Below are 14,595 nucleotides of genomic sequence, written 5' to 3'. Positions count from 1 at the left end.
TTTGATCCCCGGTCACCGTGCTCGCTTTGATGTCCTCGGACACGGATCGGCGGTACGGGTGAGGGGTGCGCTACGGGTGAGGGGCGACGCGTGTCGGGCATGAGGAGCGGGCACCGGCTGGGGCGGCGGTTCGGGTGGCTCTGGGGCGCCTACGGTGCCAGCGCGCTCGGCACATGGCTCGCGTTCGGCTCGTTCGAGCTGATCGCGATTCGCGTCCTGCACGCCGGACCGGCCGAGGTCGCCGCGCTCGCCTCGGTGGCGGCCGCGGTGGGCGCGGCGGTGGCGGTGCCGCTCGGACCGTGGGTGGAGTTCCGCCGCAAGCGGCCGGTGCTGATCGCGATGGACCTGGTGCGGTTCGCGGCACTGTCCACGGTCCCCGTCGCCTTCGCGCTCGGCGTCCTCACCTTCGTCCAGCTCCTGCTGGTGTCCGTCGTCGTCGCGGCGGCCGACATCACCTTCCGTGCCGCTTCCGGCGCGTATCTGAAGACGCTGGTGCCGGCCGGGGACCTGCTCGTCGCCGGGGCCCGGTTCGAGTCGACGGCCTGGACGACCACGATCATCGGGCCGCCGCTGGGCGGCGCGGCGATCGGGCTCCTGGGTCCGGTGGTGACGGTGGTGGCCGACGGGGTCAGCTATCTGCTCTCCGCCCTGGGCGTCCGCGCGTCGGGCGGGCGCGAGCCGCGGCCCGAACGCCGGCCGGCCGGGCGCATGCGGGCCCCCGAACTGCTCGACGGCTGGCGGTACATCCTCGCCGACCCCACCCTGCGTCCGCTGTTCCTCAACACCGCCGTGTTCAACGCCCTGGTGATGGCCACCCAGCCGTTGCTGGCCGTCCTCATGCTCGGCGGGCTCGGTTTCTCACCGTGGCAGTACGGTCTCGCGTTCGCCGCGCCCTCGATCGGCGGTCTGCTCGGCTCCCGGCTGGCCCGGCCCCTGGTCACCCGGTTCGGACAGCACCGGGTCATGGTCGCCTCCGGGGCCCTGCGCGCACTGTGGCCGATCGGCCTGGCCTTCATCGGACCGGGCACCGGAGGGCTGCTGCTGGTCATGGGGGTCGAGCTCGGGCTCATCTTCTGCTGCGGGGTGTTCAACCCCGTCTCCTCCACCTGCCGTCTCGAACGCACCCGGAACGACCGGGTCACGCGCACGCTGACCGCCTGGGCGGTGACGACCAAGGCCTCGACCGCGCTGCTGACCGCGCTGTGGGGCGTGCTCGGCGCCCTGCTCGGACCGCGCACCGCGATCGCCCTGGCCGGTGTGATCCTGCTGGCGACACCGCTGCTCCTCCCCCGACGGGCCGCGGTGTCCGTCTCGGGGGCGGAGGCGGAGGCGGCGGCGGAGCGCGTCTGAGGACCTCCGGTCCACCTGAAGCGGGTCCCCTTGAAGGGGTGTTGCGTCAGCTTGCGGGGGGCGAAGGCGTCGCCCACAGGTCTGGGCAGAGCACCGCGACGATCCGTTCGAAGCGCGCGGCCATGTCGTCGGCCGTCTGCTCGGGGTGGTGCCGCCACCAGGCCACGGCGGCGCTCACGGTCCCGTACCAGAGATGGGTGACGAGGTCGGCGTCGAGAGGCTCGACGGCCGTGGAGGCGTTCAGGAACTCGGCCACGCCCACCGCGCCCATCCGGTTGAGTTCCCTCCGGTACCCGGCCGCGGCCGCGGGCAGCGGGCCCTCGGCGGGAAGCGTCCCGTCGTAGACGAGTTCCCAGTCGTGCCGGCGGGATTCGAGAGCGCGGAAGACCGCCTCCAGGGTGCGCACGGCGCGCGAGAGGTCCGAGGGGCCCTGCTGGGCGGACGCGACGGCCTCGACCAGGCGGGTGCCGGCCTGGTCGAGGCAGGTCAGATAGAGGCTGTCCTTGGACCCGAAGTACTCGTAGATCATGGGTTTGGTGATGCCGGCCCGTGCCGCCACCTGCGCGGTCGACCCGCGCGCGTAGCCCTTCGCGCCGAACTCCTCGGCGGCCGCCTCCAGGATCAGCCGCTCCCGGTCCCTGCGGGGCATCCCCTTGGTGCCCACGCCCTGCGTGGCCCTCGCCTGCTTGCTCATGTCCCCACCCTATGCCAAAGTGACCGACCGGTAAGTTACCCGATGTTCAGTTCAGTGGTTCAAGTCGGATGACCTGGGGAGAGCGATGAGCGACAGGACCCGTTCGTGGTGGGGCTGGGGCAACGTCGAGGACGCCGTGACCGGCGCGGAGCGCGCCGAACTCACCCGCCGCACCGCCGAGTTGCTTCCGGACGCCGACCTGACCGTCCACGAGGCCCCACCGGTGGAGTCGTTCGACGTGGCACCGAGCCGGGTCACGGCTCCCCCCGCGCTGGCCGCGCTGGCCTCGTACGACACCCGCGACCGGCTGGCGCACAGCCACGGCCAGGCGTTCCGCGACGTCGTCCGCGCGCTGCTCGGGCAGCTGCCCCATGTGCCGGACCTGGTCATGCGTCCCACGTCGGAGGCCGAGGTCGTACGGACGCTGGAGTGGTGCGACGGAGCCGGGATCGCCGTCGTCCCGTTCGGCGGCGGCACCTCGGTGGTGGGAGGCGTCGAAGCCCGTACGGGCGCGGAGTACGCCGGGGTGGTCAGCCTGGATCTCGGCCGCCTGGACCGGGTCCTGGAGGTGGACGGGACCAGTCGGGCGGCGCTCGTGCAGGCCGGCGTCCTCGGCCCCGATCTGGAGGAGCAGCTCAGGCCCCACGGGTACACGCTCCGGTTCTTCCCCCAGTCCTTCGAGTTCTCCACGCTCGGCGGCTGGCTGGCGACCCGGGCGGGCGGTCATTTCGCGACCCGTCTCACGCACATCGACGACCTCACCGAGTCGCTGCGGGTGGTCACCCCCGCCGGCGTGGTCGAGAGCCGCCGGCTGCCGGGCTCGGGTGCCGGACCCTCGCCCGACCGGATGTTCCTCGGTTCCGAGGGGTCGCTCGGTGTCATCACCCAGGCCTGGGTACGCCTCCAGGACCGTCCGCGCCGGCGGTCCGGAGCCTCGGTCGCGTTCAAGGACTACGAAGCGGGCGTCCGGGCCGTACGAGCCCTCGCGCAGTCCGGGCTCGATCCCGCCAACTGCCGCCTGCTGGACCCGGTGGAGGCCTTCATCAACGCGGGCAGCCCGACCGCGGTCCTGGTGCTCGGCTTCGAGTCCGCCGACCACCCGGTGACCGCCTGGATGGAACGCGCCCTGGAACTCTGCCGGGATCACGGGGGCACGCTGCCCGAGCCGCCGCGCCACACCGACACCGCGGACACGACCGCGCGGACCTCGGCCGCCGACACCTGGCGCTCCTCCTTCCTGCGGATGCCCTACCAACGGGACGCCCTCGCGGCTCAGGGCATGATCGTCGAGACGTTCGAGACGGCCTGCACCTGGGACCGGTTCGACGCGCTGCGCGCGGCCGTGGACAGCGCGGCCCGGGACGCGATGCGCCAGGTCGGCGCCACGGGCGTCGTGACCTGCCGGTTCACCCACGTCTATCCCGACGGACCCGCCCCGTACTTCGGGGTCTACGCCTCGGGCACGTGGGGCAGGACCGTGGAGCAGTGGGACGAGATCAAGCGGGCGGTGTCCGAGGCGCTGCTCGCGCACGGCGCCACCATCACCCACCATCACGCGGTGGGCCGGGACCACCGGCCGTGGTACGACCGGCAGCGCCCGGACCTGTTCGCCGCCGCCCTGCGGGCGGGCAAGGCCGTGCTGGACCCGTCCGGGATCCTCAATCCCGGCGTCGTGATCGACCCCCTTCGCTGAATCGGCTCCTTCGCCGCGGGCACGGGGCCGAGCCGCCCCGCGCCCGCGGCCCCGGCTACCAGCCGACGGCGACCAGCAGCCACTGCGGGCTGCCGTGGGAGATGAACGAGGACTGGCCCGCCACGTCGTCGTAGGGGAAGCCGTAGGCGAGGTTGTTGATGGCGTTGTCGTGCCAGAACTTGGCGTAGTAGTTGGCGGGTGCCGCCTTGTAGAACTGGGCGGGATCGCCCTGTTGGGAGGCGGGCAGGGTCGCCACGTGACGGTTGAGGGCGGCGCACATGTTCGGGTTGCCGGCGAGCGCCGCCGCGCAGCCGAAGATGTCGGAGGTGGCGGCGTTCACGCCCACGGACTGGGCATAGGCAGTGAAGTAGTTGGCGTTGGCTCCGCCGGCCCGGAAGCTCGGGTCGCTGCCGGGCGCGATGATCCGGTACGGGGACTGGGTCTGCGCCAGCACCTTGAACTGGTCGGGCACGGCGGCCGTGAACCGCTGGAAGGTGGTCGCGCGGTCCTCGGCGAAGGTCTGCCGGTTCTCACCGACCTCGGTGTCGTAACCGTCCTTGGAGTGCAGGCGCATGGCCAGTTTGAGGCCGAAGGCGTCGACCCTGGTGGTGTTGCCGTTGAAGACGTTGTTGCCGACGGTGAACTCGATGAAGTCGTAGTACGGGCCGTTGGGCGATCCGAGGTAGAAGTACATGCGGCCCGCGGAGTTGGCCGGCATGTCGAGGTAGGGCTGCTCGGCGATGGAGTGGACCTGGCCGTTGAAACTCCAGTACACCTGGCTGTCCGGGTACTTGCCGTTGGTGCGGTTGAGGATCTTCACCTCGACGGCGTTGTTGGCGGCGGGTATGTCACTGGTGCTGCCCCAGAAGCTGTCCGGCGGGGTGGTGCTTCCGGGCCCGTACACCTGGAACTCCCACAGGGAGTAGCCGTACGGGGTGGCACGCGTCGTTCCGAGGACGCGTACGTACCGGCCGCTGCCGGTGATGTTGACGTTCTGGGTGCCGCCGGTGCCGGTCGTCGTGGAGTACACGGTGGCCCAGGTGTTCGCGTCCGCGGAGGTCTGGATCTGGAAGGCGGTGGCGTAGGCGGCCTCCCAGTTCAGGGTGACGCGGGTGAGTTGCTGGACCGACCCGAGATCGACGCGCAGCCACTGCGGGTCGGAGAAGGCCGAGGACCAGCGGGTGCCGGTGTTCCCGTCGACCGCGGCCCCGGCCGGGAACGAGCCGTTCTCCACCGAGGAGGCCGCGGCGGGCCGCCCCTGGGACAGCAACTGGTCGGCGGCGTGCGCGGACGAGGGGCTCAGGAAGGCGACGCAGGCGGCGATCAGGACGACGACGAGACCGAGTGCCGTACGGGATCGGGCGGTTCCGCGCGAGGGGTGCCGGAGAGGTGCGCTGGCGCTGGCTAAGGACTGCATGCGGGATCTCCTCATGCCGGGTCGGCGTGCGTGGGGGCGGAGCAACAGCAGACGGAGAGCGCTCTCTCCGGGTTGTATCCCCGCACCCTCCAGACGTCAACAACTGAAGCCGAAATCAAAACAGTTGGCGTCTCGACCCCGGCGGATGCACACACGTCACCGGTTGGACCGCGTCCGGCGCCCGGGGACATTCGACCCCCGACACCTCGAAAGCCTCCGGGCGAGCGCCGCGTTCAAGAGTTGACTCATCACTCGGGGGTTCCCGGCCGAGCAGGGCCTTGTGTCCGGGCCGGCGGCCGCCGTTCGGATCACCCGAGGCGGCCGTTCAGGTGACTGCCGGACGCCTCATGAGCGGGGCGGCCGTCGCAGGGGTACGACGTCTCAGCAGTGATCGAACCCGGAACACCGTGAGGAGCTCGGCGATGTACGCAGCAGTCCGGCGGTACGAAGGCGTGACGGATGCGGCCGAGGCGGCACGTCTCGTGAACGAGGGGTTCGTGGCACTCATGCGCCAGGTCCCCGGCTTCGTCGCCTACTACTGGATCGATGCCGGAGACGGAGTGATGGTCTCGACCAGCGTCTTCCAGGACCGGGCCGGTGCCGAGGAATCGATCGCGCGGGCCGCGGACTTCGTGCGGGACAACCTCGCGTCCCTGCTCCCCAACCCTCCCCGGGTCATGGCCGGCGAGGTGGTGGCTTCCGCATGACAGCGCTCGGCCCGGCCGCCCGTGCCGACGCCATGTGACCCGTGGGTGATGCCGGCGCCCCACTCGTTCGCGTAGCGCGACGACGCCTCACCCGAGTGCCCCAGTTGCAGCGAGCGGTGCGGCAGGGATGCAGGTGCAGATCGCGTTCGAGATCCCATTGCACACGGTCCGGTGCGCGCTTGAGGTCACGCTGCCAGGCATTGCGGGCGGGTGGAGCCCACACACGTAGTGCGACAGGCAGGCATGACGCAGCGCCCGGTCGAAGCCGTCGCGGTTGATCTCGACGGCGAGGACGGTCTCCTGACCTTCCTTCGTGCCCCAGCTTCAGCGGTACATCATCCACAGGAAGCTGGGTTTGATCCATGTCACGAGGGGATCATTCCTGGGCTCAGCCTCAGCGTGGTCAGGACCGGTGACGGCCCGCGTACCAGGGCTCCGGCGTAACCCGGAGGCGCGACGGACGGAGGCTACGGAACACTGTGCCGGGTGATCGTGATGCAGCCCGTCTTGGAGATGACCACCACTGACGGCTTCGGCCTCTGGCCTGTCGCCGAGTTTGAGCCGTTCGCCTTCCTGCCGCTCAGCGGCGAGCTGTCACCTGCTGAGGTCGGGACAGCGGTGATGCGCATTGCAGAGTGCAACAACGTCGGCCCTGACGATGGTCGTCCGCCTCGGCCGGTCGCCGCTCTCGAATCATTTCTTCACGGACTGCTGACCTTCGACACTTTGTTTGCGGCCGGCGGGCTACGGGTCACCGACAACACCACGGGTGTCGCCTTCCTTCCTGGTTGCTGTGACGGGCTGGAGGACTGGCGCGACTGGCAGCGATTCGACGACGGCGGCCTGCTCGGGTTCGGCCATGCCCCCGTTTCACCGATTGCGGAGCGCTTCGGCAACACCATCCGGCTCACCGTCAATGCTGAGCGGAGTGACAGCCCGGTGATCGAACTGCCCACCAACGAACTCCGTCGCCTGCTTGCTGGTGCCGAACGCGACCTGGCCGACTTCCTCGCGCTGGCAGCCGATTGGGCCTCTGGGCAGTTGCCGGACCACTGCTCTGCTGTCACAGCCGCACTCGCCCGCGTTCTGGACTTTCCTACGCCGGTCGTACGGCCAGACCGCCAGCACGGGGCCCGGGATCGTCATCGTGCATGGCACTGTGGCCATGACCTGCCTATCTGACATTCGACATGTACGCCGACACTTGATCGGCGGAGGGGCGTGCGCGAACCCGTCGAGCGACGGACAGAGGTCCGTGAACGCTGCTTGATGATCCATGTCAAGGTGCGTTCACAGACCATTACGAAGGGCGGTCCAACCACCTTGTTCCCACGTGGAGCGGCTGGTTCCCACATCCCGAGTGCGATCGAACGGCAGTAGCGTCCTTTCGTGGAGCGGATCAGGGGAGGGACGGGGAAGACGTGGTGGCTCATGCGCGGAGACATTCGGGTCGGTGAGCTTCGCGAGTACGGGGTCGACCAGCCGGCTTTCTTGTGCCACTTCGTGCCCGGACCGGGTTGGGAGGGTGCCAGGGCACTGTTCGAGGCATGGGCAGCCGTGCAAGGGCCTGACCTCGACGGCAGCAGGAACGCTGAGGCCATCCGCCCGTTGATGGCTCTGGGACTGACCTTGCATCCTTCGGACGGGGGCACGCCTCTGATCTGCTTCAGGGACTGCATCCTGCGCATCTACGGGGACAGAGCGCGCCTCCGCCGCTGACCTGCACTGCTCAATCTGTCCAGCCGGGCGGTATTAGGTGGCGGTGCCGTGAGCACGGACATCCACGGCAGCATCGAGTTTCCCCATCCGGGCACTGGTACCGACTACGACGACGGCGAGCCGTGGGTGGCTGCCATAGATCTTCGGCCGCTGTATGACAAGACCGACTGTCACGGACGCGATGTTGCTGGCACGGGCGACTGTCTTCTGCCCGCGTCTGACCTGCTCCGTCAGATCGAGCAACGGGCCGAAAAAATCGATGGTCATGTGAGCTGACCTGGCCCACGCTGTAGGCCATGGAAGAACCGCTCCGCAGGATTCGTGCGCTCCACACGGCGTCCACGATCACTGTCTATCAGGCGTACCGCCCGGAGATCGGCGGACCCGCCGCCCGCGACGGTCGTTTTCCCGCCGCGTGGAAGCCTGACCGAATGACGTGGATTAAGCCCAGTTTCCTGTGGATGATGTACCGCTGCGGCTGGGGAACGAAGGAGGGTCAGGAGACCGTCCTCGCCGTCGAGATCACCCGCGACGGCTTCGACTGGGCTCTGAGCAACGCGTGTCTGTCGCACTACGTGCGCGGACTGCATCCCGACCGCAGCGCCTGGCAGCGCGACCTCAAGCGCGCACCGGCCCGCGTCCAGTGGGATCCCGAACGCGATCTGCACCTGCATGCCCTGCCCCACCGCTCGCTCCAACTGGGGCTCTCCGGTGAGGCATCGTCGCGTTACGCGAACGAGTGGACCGTGTCCATCAACGATGTGACCCCGCTCGCTCATGAGATCCACACACTCGTCAAGGACGGCCAACTGGACGCAGCTGCCCGACTGCTCCCCCAGGAGCAGGGATACCCCGCCGGCGAAGAGCTACTGGCCCATCTGTGTCCCTGACCGGCAGTCCGGGCACAACCGCATCACCCACGGTCACACGGCGACATAGGTCTGTGGACGCTGCGTGATGACCCATGTCAAGCCGCGTTCACAGACCTTTGGCTGGTCCAACCGCCGCATGCCCGCGCGCAGGGGCTGACTCTTACAGCCTGAGCATGACCGGCGTCCTGGCCGACGCGGAGCACGGTGGCCTACTGAGGCTCACAGCCTCGTGTTGCCCTCCGTCAAGCCTTGCTCATGCCGTAATAAATTTACTGGTCAGAGAGCTGGCTGACGCCATTCCGTAGACATGGACAGCGTCCGTGAGGTGCGTGGCGGAGTGAGGCCCAGCGGTACCGGGACCCCAACCTCAGGGTTCTCTCAACTTTGCACACAGCATACTCAGTGATCCGTAGGCTCCGTGATCGACGGCCTGACCAGCCGCTTATATTCACGGGAAGCAGGGGGAATAAGTGCGGCTACTCGCAGGCTCGATAGTTTTCGCAAGTGCCATGGTCTTGGGGGTATCAACCCCGGCGCTGGCTGCTGGCCCAACCGCGTCTCCCGCGACGACCACAGCGACACCTCAAGACGGCAATGACGACAGTGACGGTCTGCTCAACTCTGCGCCGCCGGCGACTCCAACTGAGTCCCTGAGTGACGCCCCGACCGATCCGGCACGGGATAATGAGCCCGACATCCCTGGCGGCGACGCATGCGCACCTGGGCAGAAGTGCCCCGCCGCTGGCGACTGCAACGAGATCCGGTGGTTCAAGCCCGCTTCTCTCGATGGCAAGTACCACCAAGCCGTAGGCCCAAGCCAATCAGACTATAACGGCAGCCACGAAAAAGAAGACATGGACTTCACGTCCGAGGTGTCTGGGACCGTCGGCGCCAGCTTCACAGGCCAAATCACGACCAAGGTCAGCGCTGTACTGGCCGAAGTCAGTACCCAATACAGCATCACGTTGCAGACTTCGATGACTGCCAAACTCGGCAACGTGGTTCACGTCAAGAACGTTCCTCCGCATAAGACTGTCTATGCTCAGTACGGCGTGTGGCGCCGCAAGTTCACCGGTACCGCCTACTACCAGCATCACACCTGCTACCTGACGAAAAACCACGTGACAGGTTATGGACCCATGCATGTCGGGTGGTACACATGGGACGAATAGGGATAGTCGTTCCGGTGGCTCTGCTCGCGTTGACCGGGTGCACCAGTGCGACGCCATCCGGGGATCGAGCCTCCGCGAGTGGGACGCCGGTCAAAACCGCTTCGCCCAGAATTTCTTCCACTGCTCCTTCTGCCACCGCAGACCCTCGCGCTGCGCCCCAACTTCCAGACGCACAGAAAAAGTTCATCGAAACGGGTGGAAAGGCCGGACCTTACTCGTTTCCGGAGATTTCTCAAATCAATCGGGGCACCCTGGAAGTCGCGGCGATCTGTTCGGGTTCAGGGACGATCGACGTCAATGTCGGCTCTCTCGTGAGCTATACCGTCGTCTGCGCAAACGGTGACCCTGGGCAGTACAACGAAGTAGGTCTCAGCCGCAGCCGCAAGAACGTCGCTGTGTCGGTTACCAGCAAGACAAAGGGATCCTGGGGCCTATCGGTGGGATGGACCAAAATCATAGATCCTCCCAGATAGCTTCGATCATTCGTAGCGGCCCGTCGGCATTTCCGGCGGGCCGTTTCGACTTGTTGGGCCGGTTGCGAGCGGGAAGAGAGCCCGGCTGTGGCGTCGGGTGGGCGCCGGGCTCCCGGCTTCAGCTAGAAAGGGAGCTCGGCCCTGGTAGCGCCGCGTTTGACGGCCATACCTGTTCGCGGAAGTCCCTTGTCGAGGCCTCACGAAGTTGGACACGTCCGGCTACGAGCCCGCGACGACCACGCGTCCCGAGGCCGACGTAATCGCGGACGAGAAGGATCGCGCGACGCTGGAGGAGCTGAAACACCTCTGGCTCACGGACGACGACTTCACGACCGCCGACTTCCACGCCATTCGCGCCGTCGTACTCAAGCGAGTGAAGGAACGCCAGCGGCCCGTCTAAAGTAGGGGTGCTACCACCCTGGCTCAAAACGGAAGATCTGGATTGGATGCGCCTCGCCTGATGGTCATGACGCGGTCATGGAAGTCGCGCGTTGATGCCTCGCGGGGATACCGGGCTCGAAGCTCTTTATCCAACTCATCAGCGACTAAAGGCAAGGACGGGAGCGACTTGCGGTCGGCGGTACCCGCCGATGGCCGAACGGATCGCCCTGATCGAGAAGCTGCCCACCGATGGCCGGCCCGGCGAGGCGGCCGACGAGCCGGCCGCGCTCACTCTGCTGCGCGACCTGGACCAGGTGTTCGTCGCATTGGAGGCGCGCACGCTGACGCGGGAGGCGGCGCCGCTGCGGCGCATGACTTGGGACGACCTCGTGATGGCCCGCGCCGTCGCGGACGCCGAGGACTGGTCCCGGCCGCTGCGAGTCGCCGTGGCCAGGGCAACTCGCTCGTCGGCACAGGACACGGGCGAGACGGCGAAGACCGTGGACCGAACCGCCACGACCGAAGCGGTGGCCGACAGCGCGTTGCCCGGCCTGGAGGAGATACTCGACGCGTTCGACCGCGGTCTGCTGTGGATGGCGGTCGCCGACCGCATGCCCAAACCGCATCAGGCGGCGCGACTGTCCGGGACGTCCGCCCGCAACTTCATTCGACCCACGGTCTTCGACGCTCTCGCGGGCATGATCCACCTGCGCCTCGTCGAGTCCGGACACGCGGAACCGGACATCGCCTGGTCGGGACAGCCCGGACTCGCTCTGCCCGAGTCCTGGGAGAAGGGCATGGACGACGCCATCGACGCCGCCGTCGCCGACACCCCCGACACGGCCCCGCTGCGCGCCCTTCTCGCCGGCTCCCACCGCGTTTTTGTCTAGTCGCCGTCCGGCTCGGCGACGGGCCCCGATCGCCGGCCATCGATGTCGGCGCGGCAGCCGGCGATGTGTCAGGACGTGATGTCCACCAGGACTTTGCCGACCGCTCCGCCTTCCACTGCCCGGTGTGCGTCGGCCGTGCGGTGGAGCGGGAGGCGGAGCAGTGGCAGGCCGTGTTCTTCGCCGACCGGCAGGGCGCCGTCGCGGACCGCTGCGGAGACGTCCTCGACGGCCGCGGCGCGTGCCTCCGGGCCGGCCGTGTAGAGCACCAGGAACTGAAGACGTGTGTTGAGCGCCATGTTCTGCATCACGTTCAGTTCGACCGGCTTGCCGCCGTCGTTGGCGTAGGTGGCGATCGTGCCGCGCGTCCGCAGCACGGCCAGGTCCAGGGCGAGGTTCGCGCCGAGCGCCACCTCGGCGACGATGTCGACGCCGTCCGGGGCGATCTTGCGGATCTCGGTGGCCGGGTCGCCTTCGCGATAGTTGATCACGTGGTGGGCACCGGCGGCGGTGGCCAGCCGGGCCTTCTCCGGTCCGCTGACCGTGCTGATCACGGTCGCGCCGGCCCAGCGGGCGAGCTGGATCACCGCGTGCCCGACCGCCCCGGCCCCGCCCGCGGCGAGCACGACCTGGCCGTCCAGCGCCCCGGGACGGAGACGGCGGGGTCCGTCCTCCGCGACGGTGAGCGCGCGATGAGCGGTCAGCGCGGGAACGCCGAGTGAGGCACCGAGGTCGAAGCCGGCATCGTCGGGCAGTGGCACGGCCAACTCGGCGGGTACGACGGTGTACTCGGCGGCGGTGCCGGTGGGCCGCCCGGCGGCGGCCAGGTACAGCCAGACCCGCTGGCCGACCCGGCTCTGCTCGACTCCCTCACCCACGGCGTCGACCACGCCGGCACCGTCGAGGTGCGGGGTGATTTCGGCGAACAGCTTGGCATGGGCGGCGCCTGAACGGGCGTGCCAGTCGGCCGGGTTGACCCCGGACACGGCGACCCGGACACGGACCTCGCCGGGGCCGGGCACAGGCAGGTCACGATCGACCAGCTGAAGAACCTCGGGGCCGCCGTTGTCGCGGTGGACGATGGCTTTCATCATGATCTGTCCTTAGAACCATGGAGGAAAGGGGCGGTGCGCAGCGGCCGGGCACCTGGGCCGCAGTCGCGAGCCGGGGCCGGTCGGTTCCGGTCAGTCGATTCCGGTCAGTCGATGGGGACTTCGTTGGAACGGGACTCGATGGCATCGAGGGTGGCGAGGGTCGCGGCGTCGAGGGTGATCTCGCCGGCCGCGATGTTGGCCTCCAGATGGGCGGTGTCGGCGGTGCCGGGGATGAGCAGCACGTGCGGGGCGTGGTGCAGCAGCCAGGCGAGGCCGACCTGGGCGGGCGTGACGCCCAGGGACTCGGCCACGGCGTGTACCGCCGGCTCGTCGGTTGCTTTGGGCATGCCCGGGAAGGCACCGCCCAGCGGGAAGAACGGCACCCAGGCGATGCCTTCGGCCGCGCAGAGCCGCAGCAGGTCCTCGTCGTCGCGGGAGACGAGGCTGTAGGCGTTCTGCACGCAGGCGATGTCCGCCGGAAGAGCGCGGCGCAGGCCGTCGAGGGTGACGCTGCTCAGGCCGATCGCGCCGATCTTCCCCTCGTCGCGCAGGGCGGTCATCACCGCGAGCTGGTCGTCGAGGTCGACGACTTGGTCGCCGTCGGGGCGCAGGCCGGGGCCGGAGTCGAGGCGGCGCAGGTTGACCACCGAGAGCTGGTCGGTGCCGAGGCTTCGCAGGTTGTCCTCGACGCTGGCGCGCAGCTGTTCGGGCCGCTGTGCCAGACGCAGCGGCAGCGGCCCGCCCGGGTCGGGATCGGCACCGACTTTCGTGACGACCAGGACGCCGTCCTCGGGGCGCAGCGCCTCGCGGATCACGTCGTTGGCGAATCCGTAGCCGTAGAACTCGGCGGTGTCCACGTGGTCGACGCCCAGCTCGACCGCGCGGCGCAGCAGCGCGACGGCGTCGCCGCGGCGGTCGTGCAGGCGCTCGAGCTGCAAGGCGCCGTAGCCGATCCGGGAGACGGTGCGGTTGGCCAACGAAGCGTTCGAGGTGGTCATGACGCTGTCTCCTCGGTCGGTGTTCGCAAGGCGGTGTGCAGCAGTTCGGCCAGGTAGAGCGCCATCACCCGGTCGGTGATCGGGACGACCTGCTCCTGGGCCTCGGCCGGGTCGAGGTGCTCGACCTTGACCAGGTGGGCCGCGACGCAGTCGTGCACCATGGCGCGCAGCCGGTCGATCGTGTCGACGACGATGCCGTGGACGGCCGGGTTGGTGGTCGCCTCGCCCCAGGTCTGCACGCCGACGCGGGCCTCGGCGGGGTCGATCGCGGCGATCAGGCGGGCGAGCAGTTCGTCGGGCCCGGGCGGGGTGTCGCTCGCGGCGTAGTCGCCGAGGGCTTCGGCGCGCTTGGTGAGCACCGTGTGGGCGGAGGCCTGGACCAGGTCGGCCTTGCTGCGGTAGTGGGCGTAGATCGAGCCGTTCGAGAGGCCGGACTCGGCCGTGATGTCGGCGATCGAGGTCCGCTCCAGGCCGTTGCGGCTGAAGCAGCGTACGGCGGCCTCGGTGATCTGGGCGCGCCGGAGTTCCTTGCGTGCGTCGGTGAGCCGCGGCACCGCACCTCCCACAAAAGGAATCACCGCTCTGCTTGTAACACTCACCATACAGAGTTGCTGCTCTGTTTGACTGGCAGCACGGGTTGACCGGGCGGCAACTGGCCGGATCGAGCACGAGGAATCCGCTTGGGCCCGCCCGCGGACGATGCGTAACCTGTCGGACCATGTGCTACCACGCGTCCAACGGCGCCTTTCGGCACTACGTGTGCGTCGCGTGCCGGCTCTCCTTCAAAGGCAGCTCGTGGCCGGTCCGCAAGCGCATCTGTCCTGGCTGTCGTGGACAACTCGCCTTCGCCGGCTACGACTTCGCCGCGCCCCGGCGACGCGACACGAAGGCATGGTCCGTCGTCGCGACCGTGCTCGCGGAGGGGCTGACCTACGATCACCGCCCTGGCTGCGGCTGCTCGCGGCTCCCCTCCTTCCGGCCCCGGACACGAGCGCAGGTGCGTGTCCGGCGCCGCGCGGCCGAGCGGCTGGGACTGCCTCTGTCGGTGACCCTCGCCCGCCGCGACGCCTTCTCCTCGGAGAGCCGCGACGAGCAACCGCCCTCTCCGCCGGCCGCAGAGCGCGACGCTATCTGAGGG

The 14,595-nt window shown here is 68.8% G+C and carries 15 protein-coding genes and 1 pseudogene; 10 read left to right on the top strand and 6 right to left on the bottom strand.

Annotated features, from left to right (window positions below):
- Positions 1-99: 99 nt before the first annotated feature.
- The gene (locus WJM95_RS32020) at positions 100-1,350 is read left to right on the top strand and encodes an MFS transporter (RefSeq protein WP_339135988.1); all 1,251 of its coding nucleotides are present in this window, start codon (positions 100-102) and stop codon (positions 1,348-1,350) included.
- A 46-nt stretch (positions 1,351-1,396) separates the two neighbouring features.
- Here WJM95_RS32020 and WJM95_RS32015 read toward each other — a convergent pair whose 3' ends face one another.
- Positions 1,397-2,044, bottom strand: a complete 648-nt coding sequence (locus tag WJM95_RS32015) for a TetR/AcrR family transcriptional regulator (protein ID WP_339134084.1) — start codon at positions 2,042-2,044, stop codon at positions 1,397-1,399.
- Between the two features lie 85 nt (positions 2,045-2,129).
- On the opposite strand from WJM95_RS32015, the gene WJM95_RS32010 reads away from it, so the two are divergent.
- On the top strand, positions 2,130-3,737 hold the full coding sequence (locus tag WJM95_RS32010; RefSeq protein WP_339134082.1) for an FAD-binding oxidoreductase: 1,608 nt from the start codon (positions 2,130-2,132) through the stop codon (positions 3,735-3,737).
- Between the two features lie 55 nt (positions 3,738-3,792).
- Here the strand turns inward: WJM95_RS32010 and WJM95_RS32005 are convergent, their stop codons facing one another.
- On the bottom strand, positions 3,793-5,154 hold the full coding sequence (locus tag WJM95_RS32005; protein ID WP_339134080.1) for a beta-1,3-glucanase family protein: 1,362 nt from the start codon (positions 5,152-5,154) through the stop codon (positions 3,793-3,795).
- Positions 5,155-5,576: 422 nt separating this feature from the next.
- Here WJM95_RS32005 and WJM95_RS32000 point away from each other — a divergent pair, with 422 nt between their 5' ends.
- Positions 5,577-5,861: a hypothetical protein gene (locus WJM95_RS32000; protein ID WP_339134078.1), complete on the top strand. Its 285-nt coding sequence runs from the start codon at positions 5,577-5,579 to the stop codon at positions 5,859-5,861.
- Positions 5,862-5,920: 59 nt separating this feature from the next.
- Here WJM95_RS32000 and WJM95_RS31995 read toward each other — a convergent pair.
- Positions 5,921-6,230: pseudogene (locus WJM95_RS31995) on the bottom strand (DUF4291 family protein); the annotation flags it as partial.
- 126 nt (positions 6,231-6,356) lie between these two features.
- Here WJM95_RS31995 and WJM95_RS31990 point away from each other — a divergent pair.
- The 6 genes from WJM95_RS31990 (at position 6,357) to WJM95_RS31965 (ending at position 11,368) form a co-directional block, all read left to right on the top strand.
- A complete protein-coding gene (locus tag WJM95_RS31990; RefSeq protein WP_339135986.1) occupies positions 6,357-7,043 on the top strand; it encodes a hypothetical protein in 687 nt (228 codons plus the stop codon).
- A 585-nt stretch (positions 7,044-7,628) separates the two neighbouring features.
- Positions 7,629-7,856, top strand: coding sequence for a hypothetical protein (locus tag WJM95_RS31985; RefSeq protein WP_339134076.1), 228 nt, complete (start codon positions 7,629-7,631; stop codon positions 7,854-7,856).
- A 20-nt stretch (positions 7,857-7,876) separates the two neighbouring features.
- Positions 7,877-8,470, top strand: coding sequence for a DUF4291 domain-containing protein (locus tag WJM95_RS31980; RefSeq protein WP_339134075.1), 594 nt, complete (start codon positions 7,877-7,879; stop codon positions 8,468-8,470).
- A gap of 836 nt (positions 8,471-9,306) precedes the next feature.
- On the top strand, positions 9,307-9,624 hold the full coding sequence (locus tag WJM95_RS31975) for a hypothetical protein (protein WP_339134073.1): 318 nt from the start codon (positions 9,307-9,309) through the stop codon (positions 9,622-9,624).
- A gap of 678 nt (positions 9,625-10,302) precedes the next feature.
- Positions 10,303-10,497, top strand: coding sequence for a hypothetical protein (locus WJM95_RS31970; RefSeq protein WP_339134071.1), 195 nt, complete (start codon positions 10,303-10,305; stop codon positions 10,495-10,497).
- 190 nt (positions 10,498-10,687) lie between these two features.
- On the top strand, positions 10,688-11,368 hold the full coding sequence (locus tag WJM95_RS31965) for a hypothetical protein (protein WP_339134069.1): 681 nt from the start codon (positions 10,688-10,690) through the stop codon (positions 11,366-11,368).
- 68 nt (positions 11,369-11,436) lie between these two features.
- Here WJM95_RS31965 and WJM95_RS31960 read toward each other — a convergent pair whose 3' ends face one another.
- The 3 genes from WJM95_RS31960 to WJM95_RS31950 all read right to left on the bottom strand — a co-directional run bounded on the left by WJM95_RS31960 (position 11,437) and on the right by WJM95_RS31950 (position 14,011).
- The gene (locus WJM95_RS31960; protein WP_339134067.1) at positions 11,437-12,459 is read right to left on the bottom strand and encodes an NADPH:quinone reductase; all 1,023 of its coding nucleotides are present in this window, start codon (positions 12,457-12,459) and stop codon (positions 11,437-11,439) included.
- Between the two features lie 104 nt (positions 12,460-12,563).
- Entirely contained in the window at positions 12,564-13,457 is an 894-nt protein-coding gene (locus WJM95_RS31955) for an aldo/keto reductase (RefSeq protein WP_339134065.1), read from the bottom strand.
- Positions 13,454-14,011, bottom strand: coding sequence for a TetR family transcriptional regulator (locus WJM95_RS31950; RefSeq protein WP_339134063.1), 558 nt, complete (start codon positions 14,009-14,011; stop codon positions 13,454-13,456). Before WJM95_RS31950 ends, WJM95_RS31955 begins: the two co-directional genes overlap by 4 nt.
- 164 nt (positions 14,012-14,175) lie before the next feature.
- On the opposite strand from WJM95_RS31950, the gene WJM95_RS31945 reads away from it, so the two are divergent.
- A complete protein-coding gene (locus tag WJM95_RS31945; RefSeq protein ID WP_339134061.1) occupies positions 14,176-14,592 on the top strand; it encodes a hypothetical protein in 417 nt (138 codons plus the stop codon).
- Positions 14,593-14,595 lie beyond the last annotated feature (3 nt).

The sequence above is a fragment of the Streptomyces sp. f51 genome, from assembly GCF_037940415.1.
Taxonomy (GTDB): Bacteria; Actinomycetota; Actinomycetes; order Streptomycetales; family Streptomycetaceae; genus Streptomyces.
The sequence above is the reverse complement of the archived record's forward strand: the minus strand, read 5'-3'. Positions and strand labels throughout refer to the sequence as shown.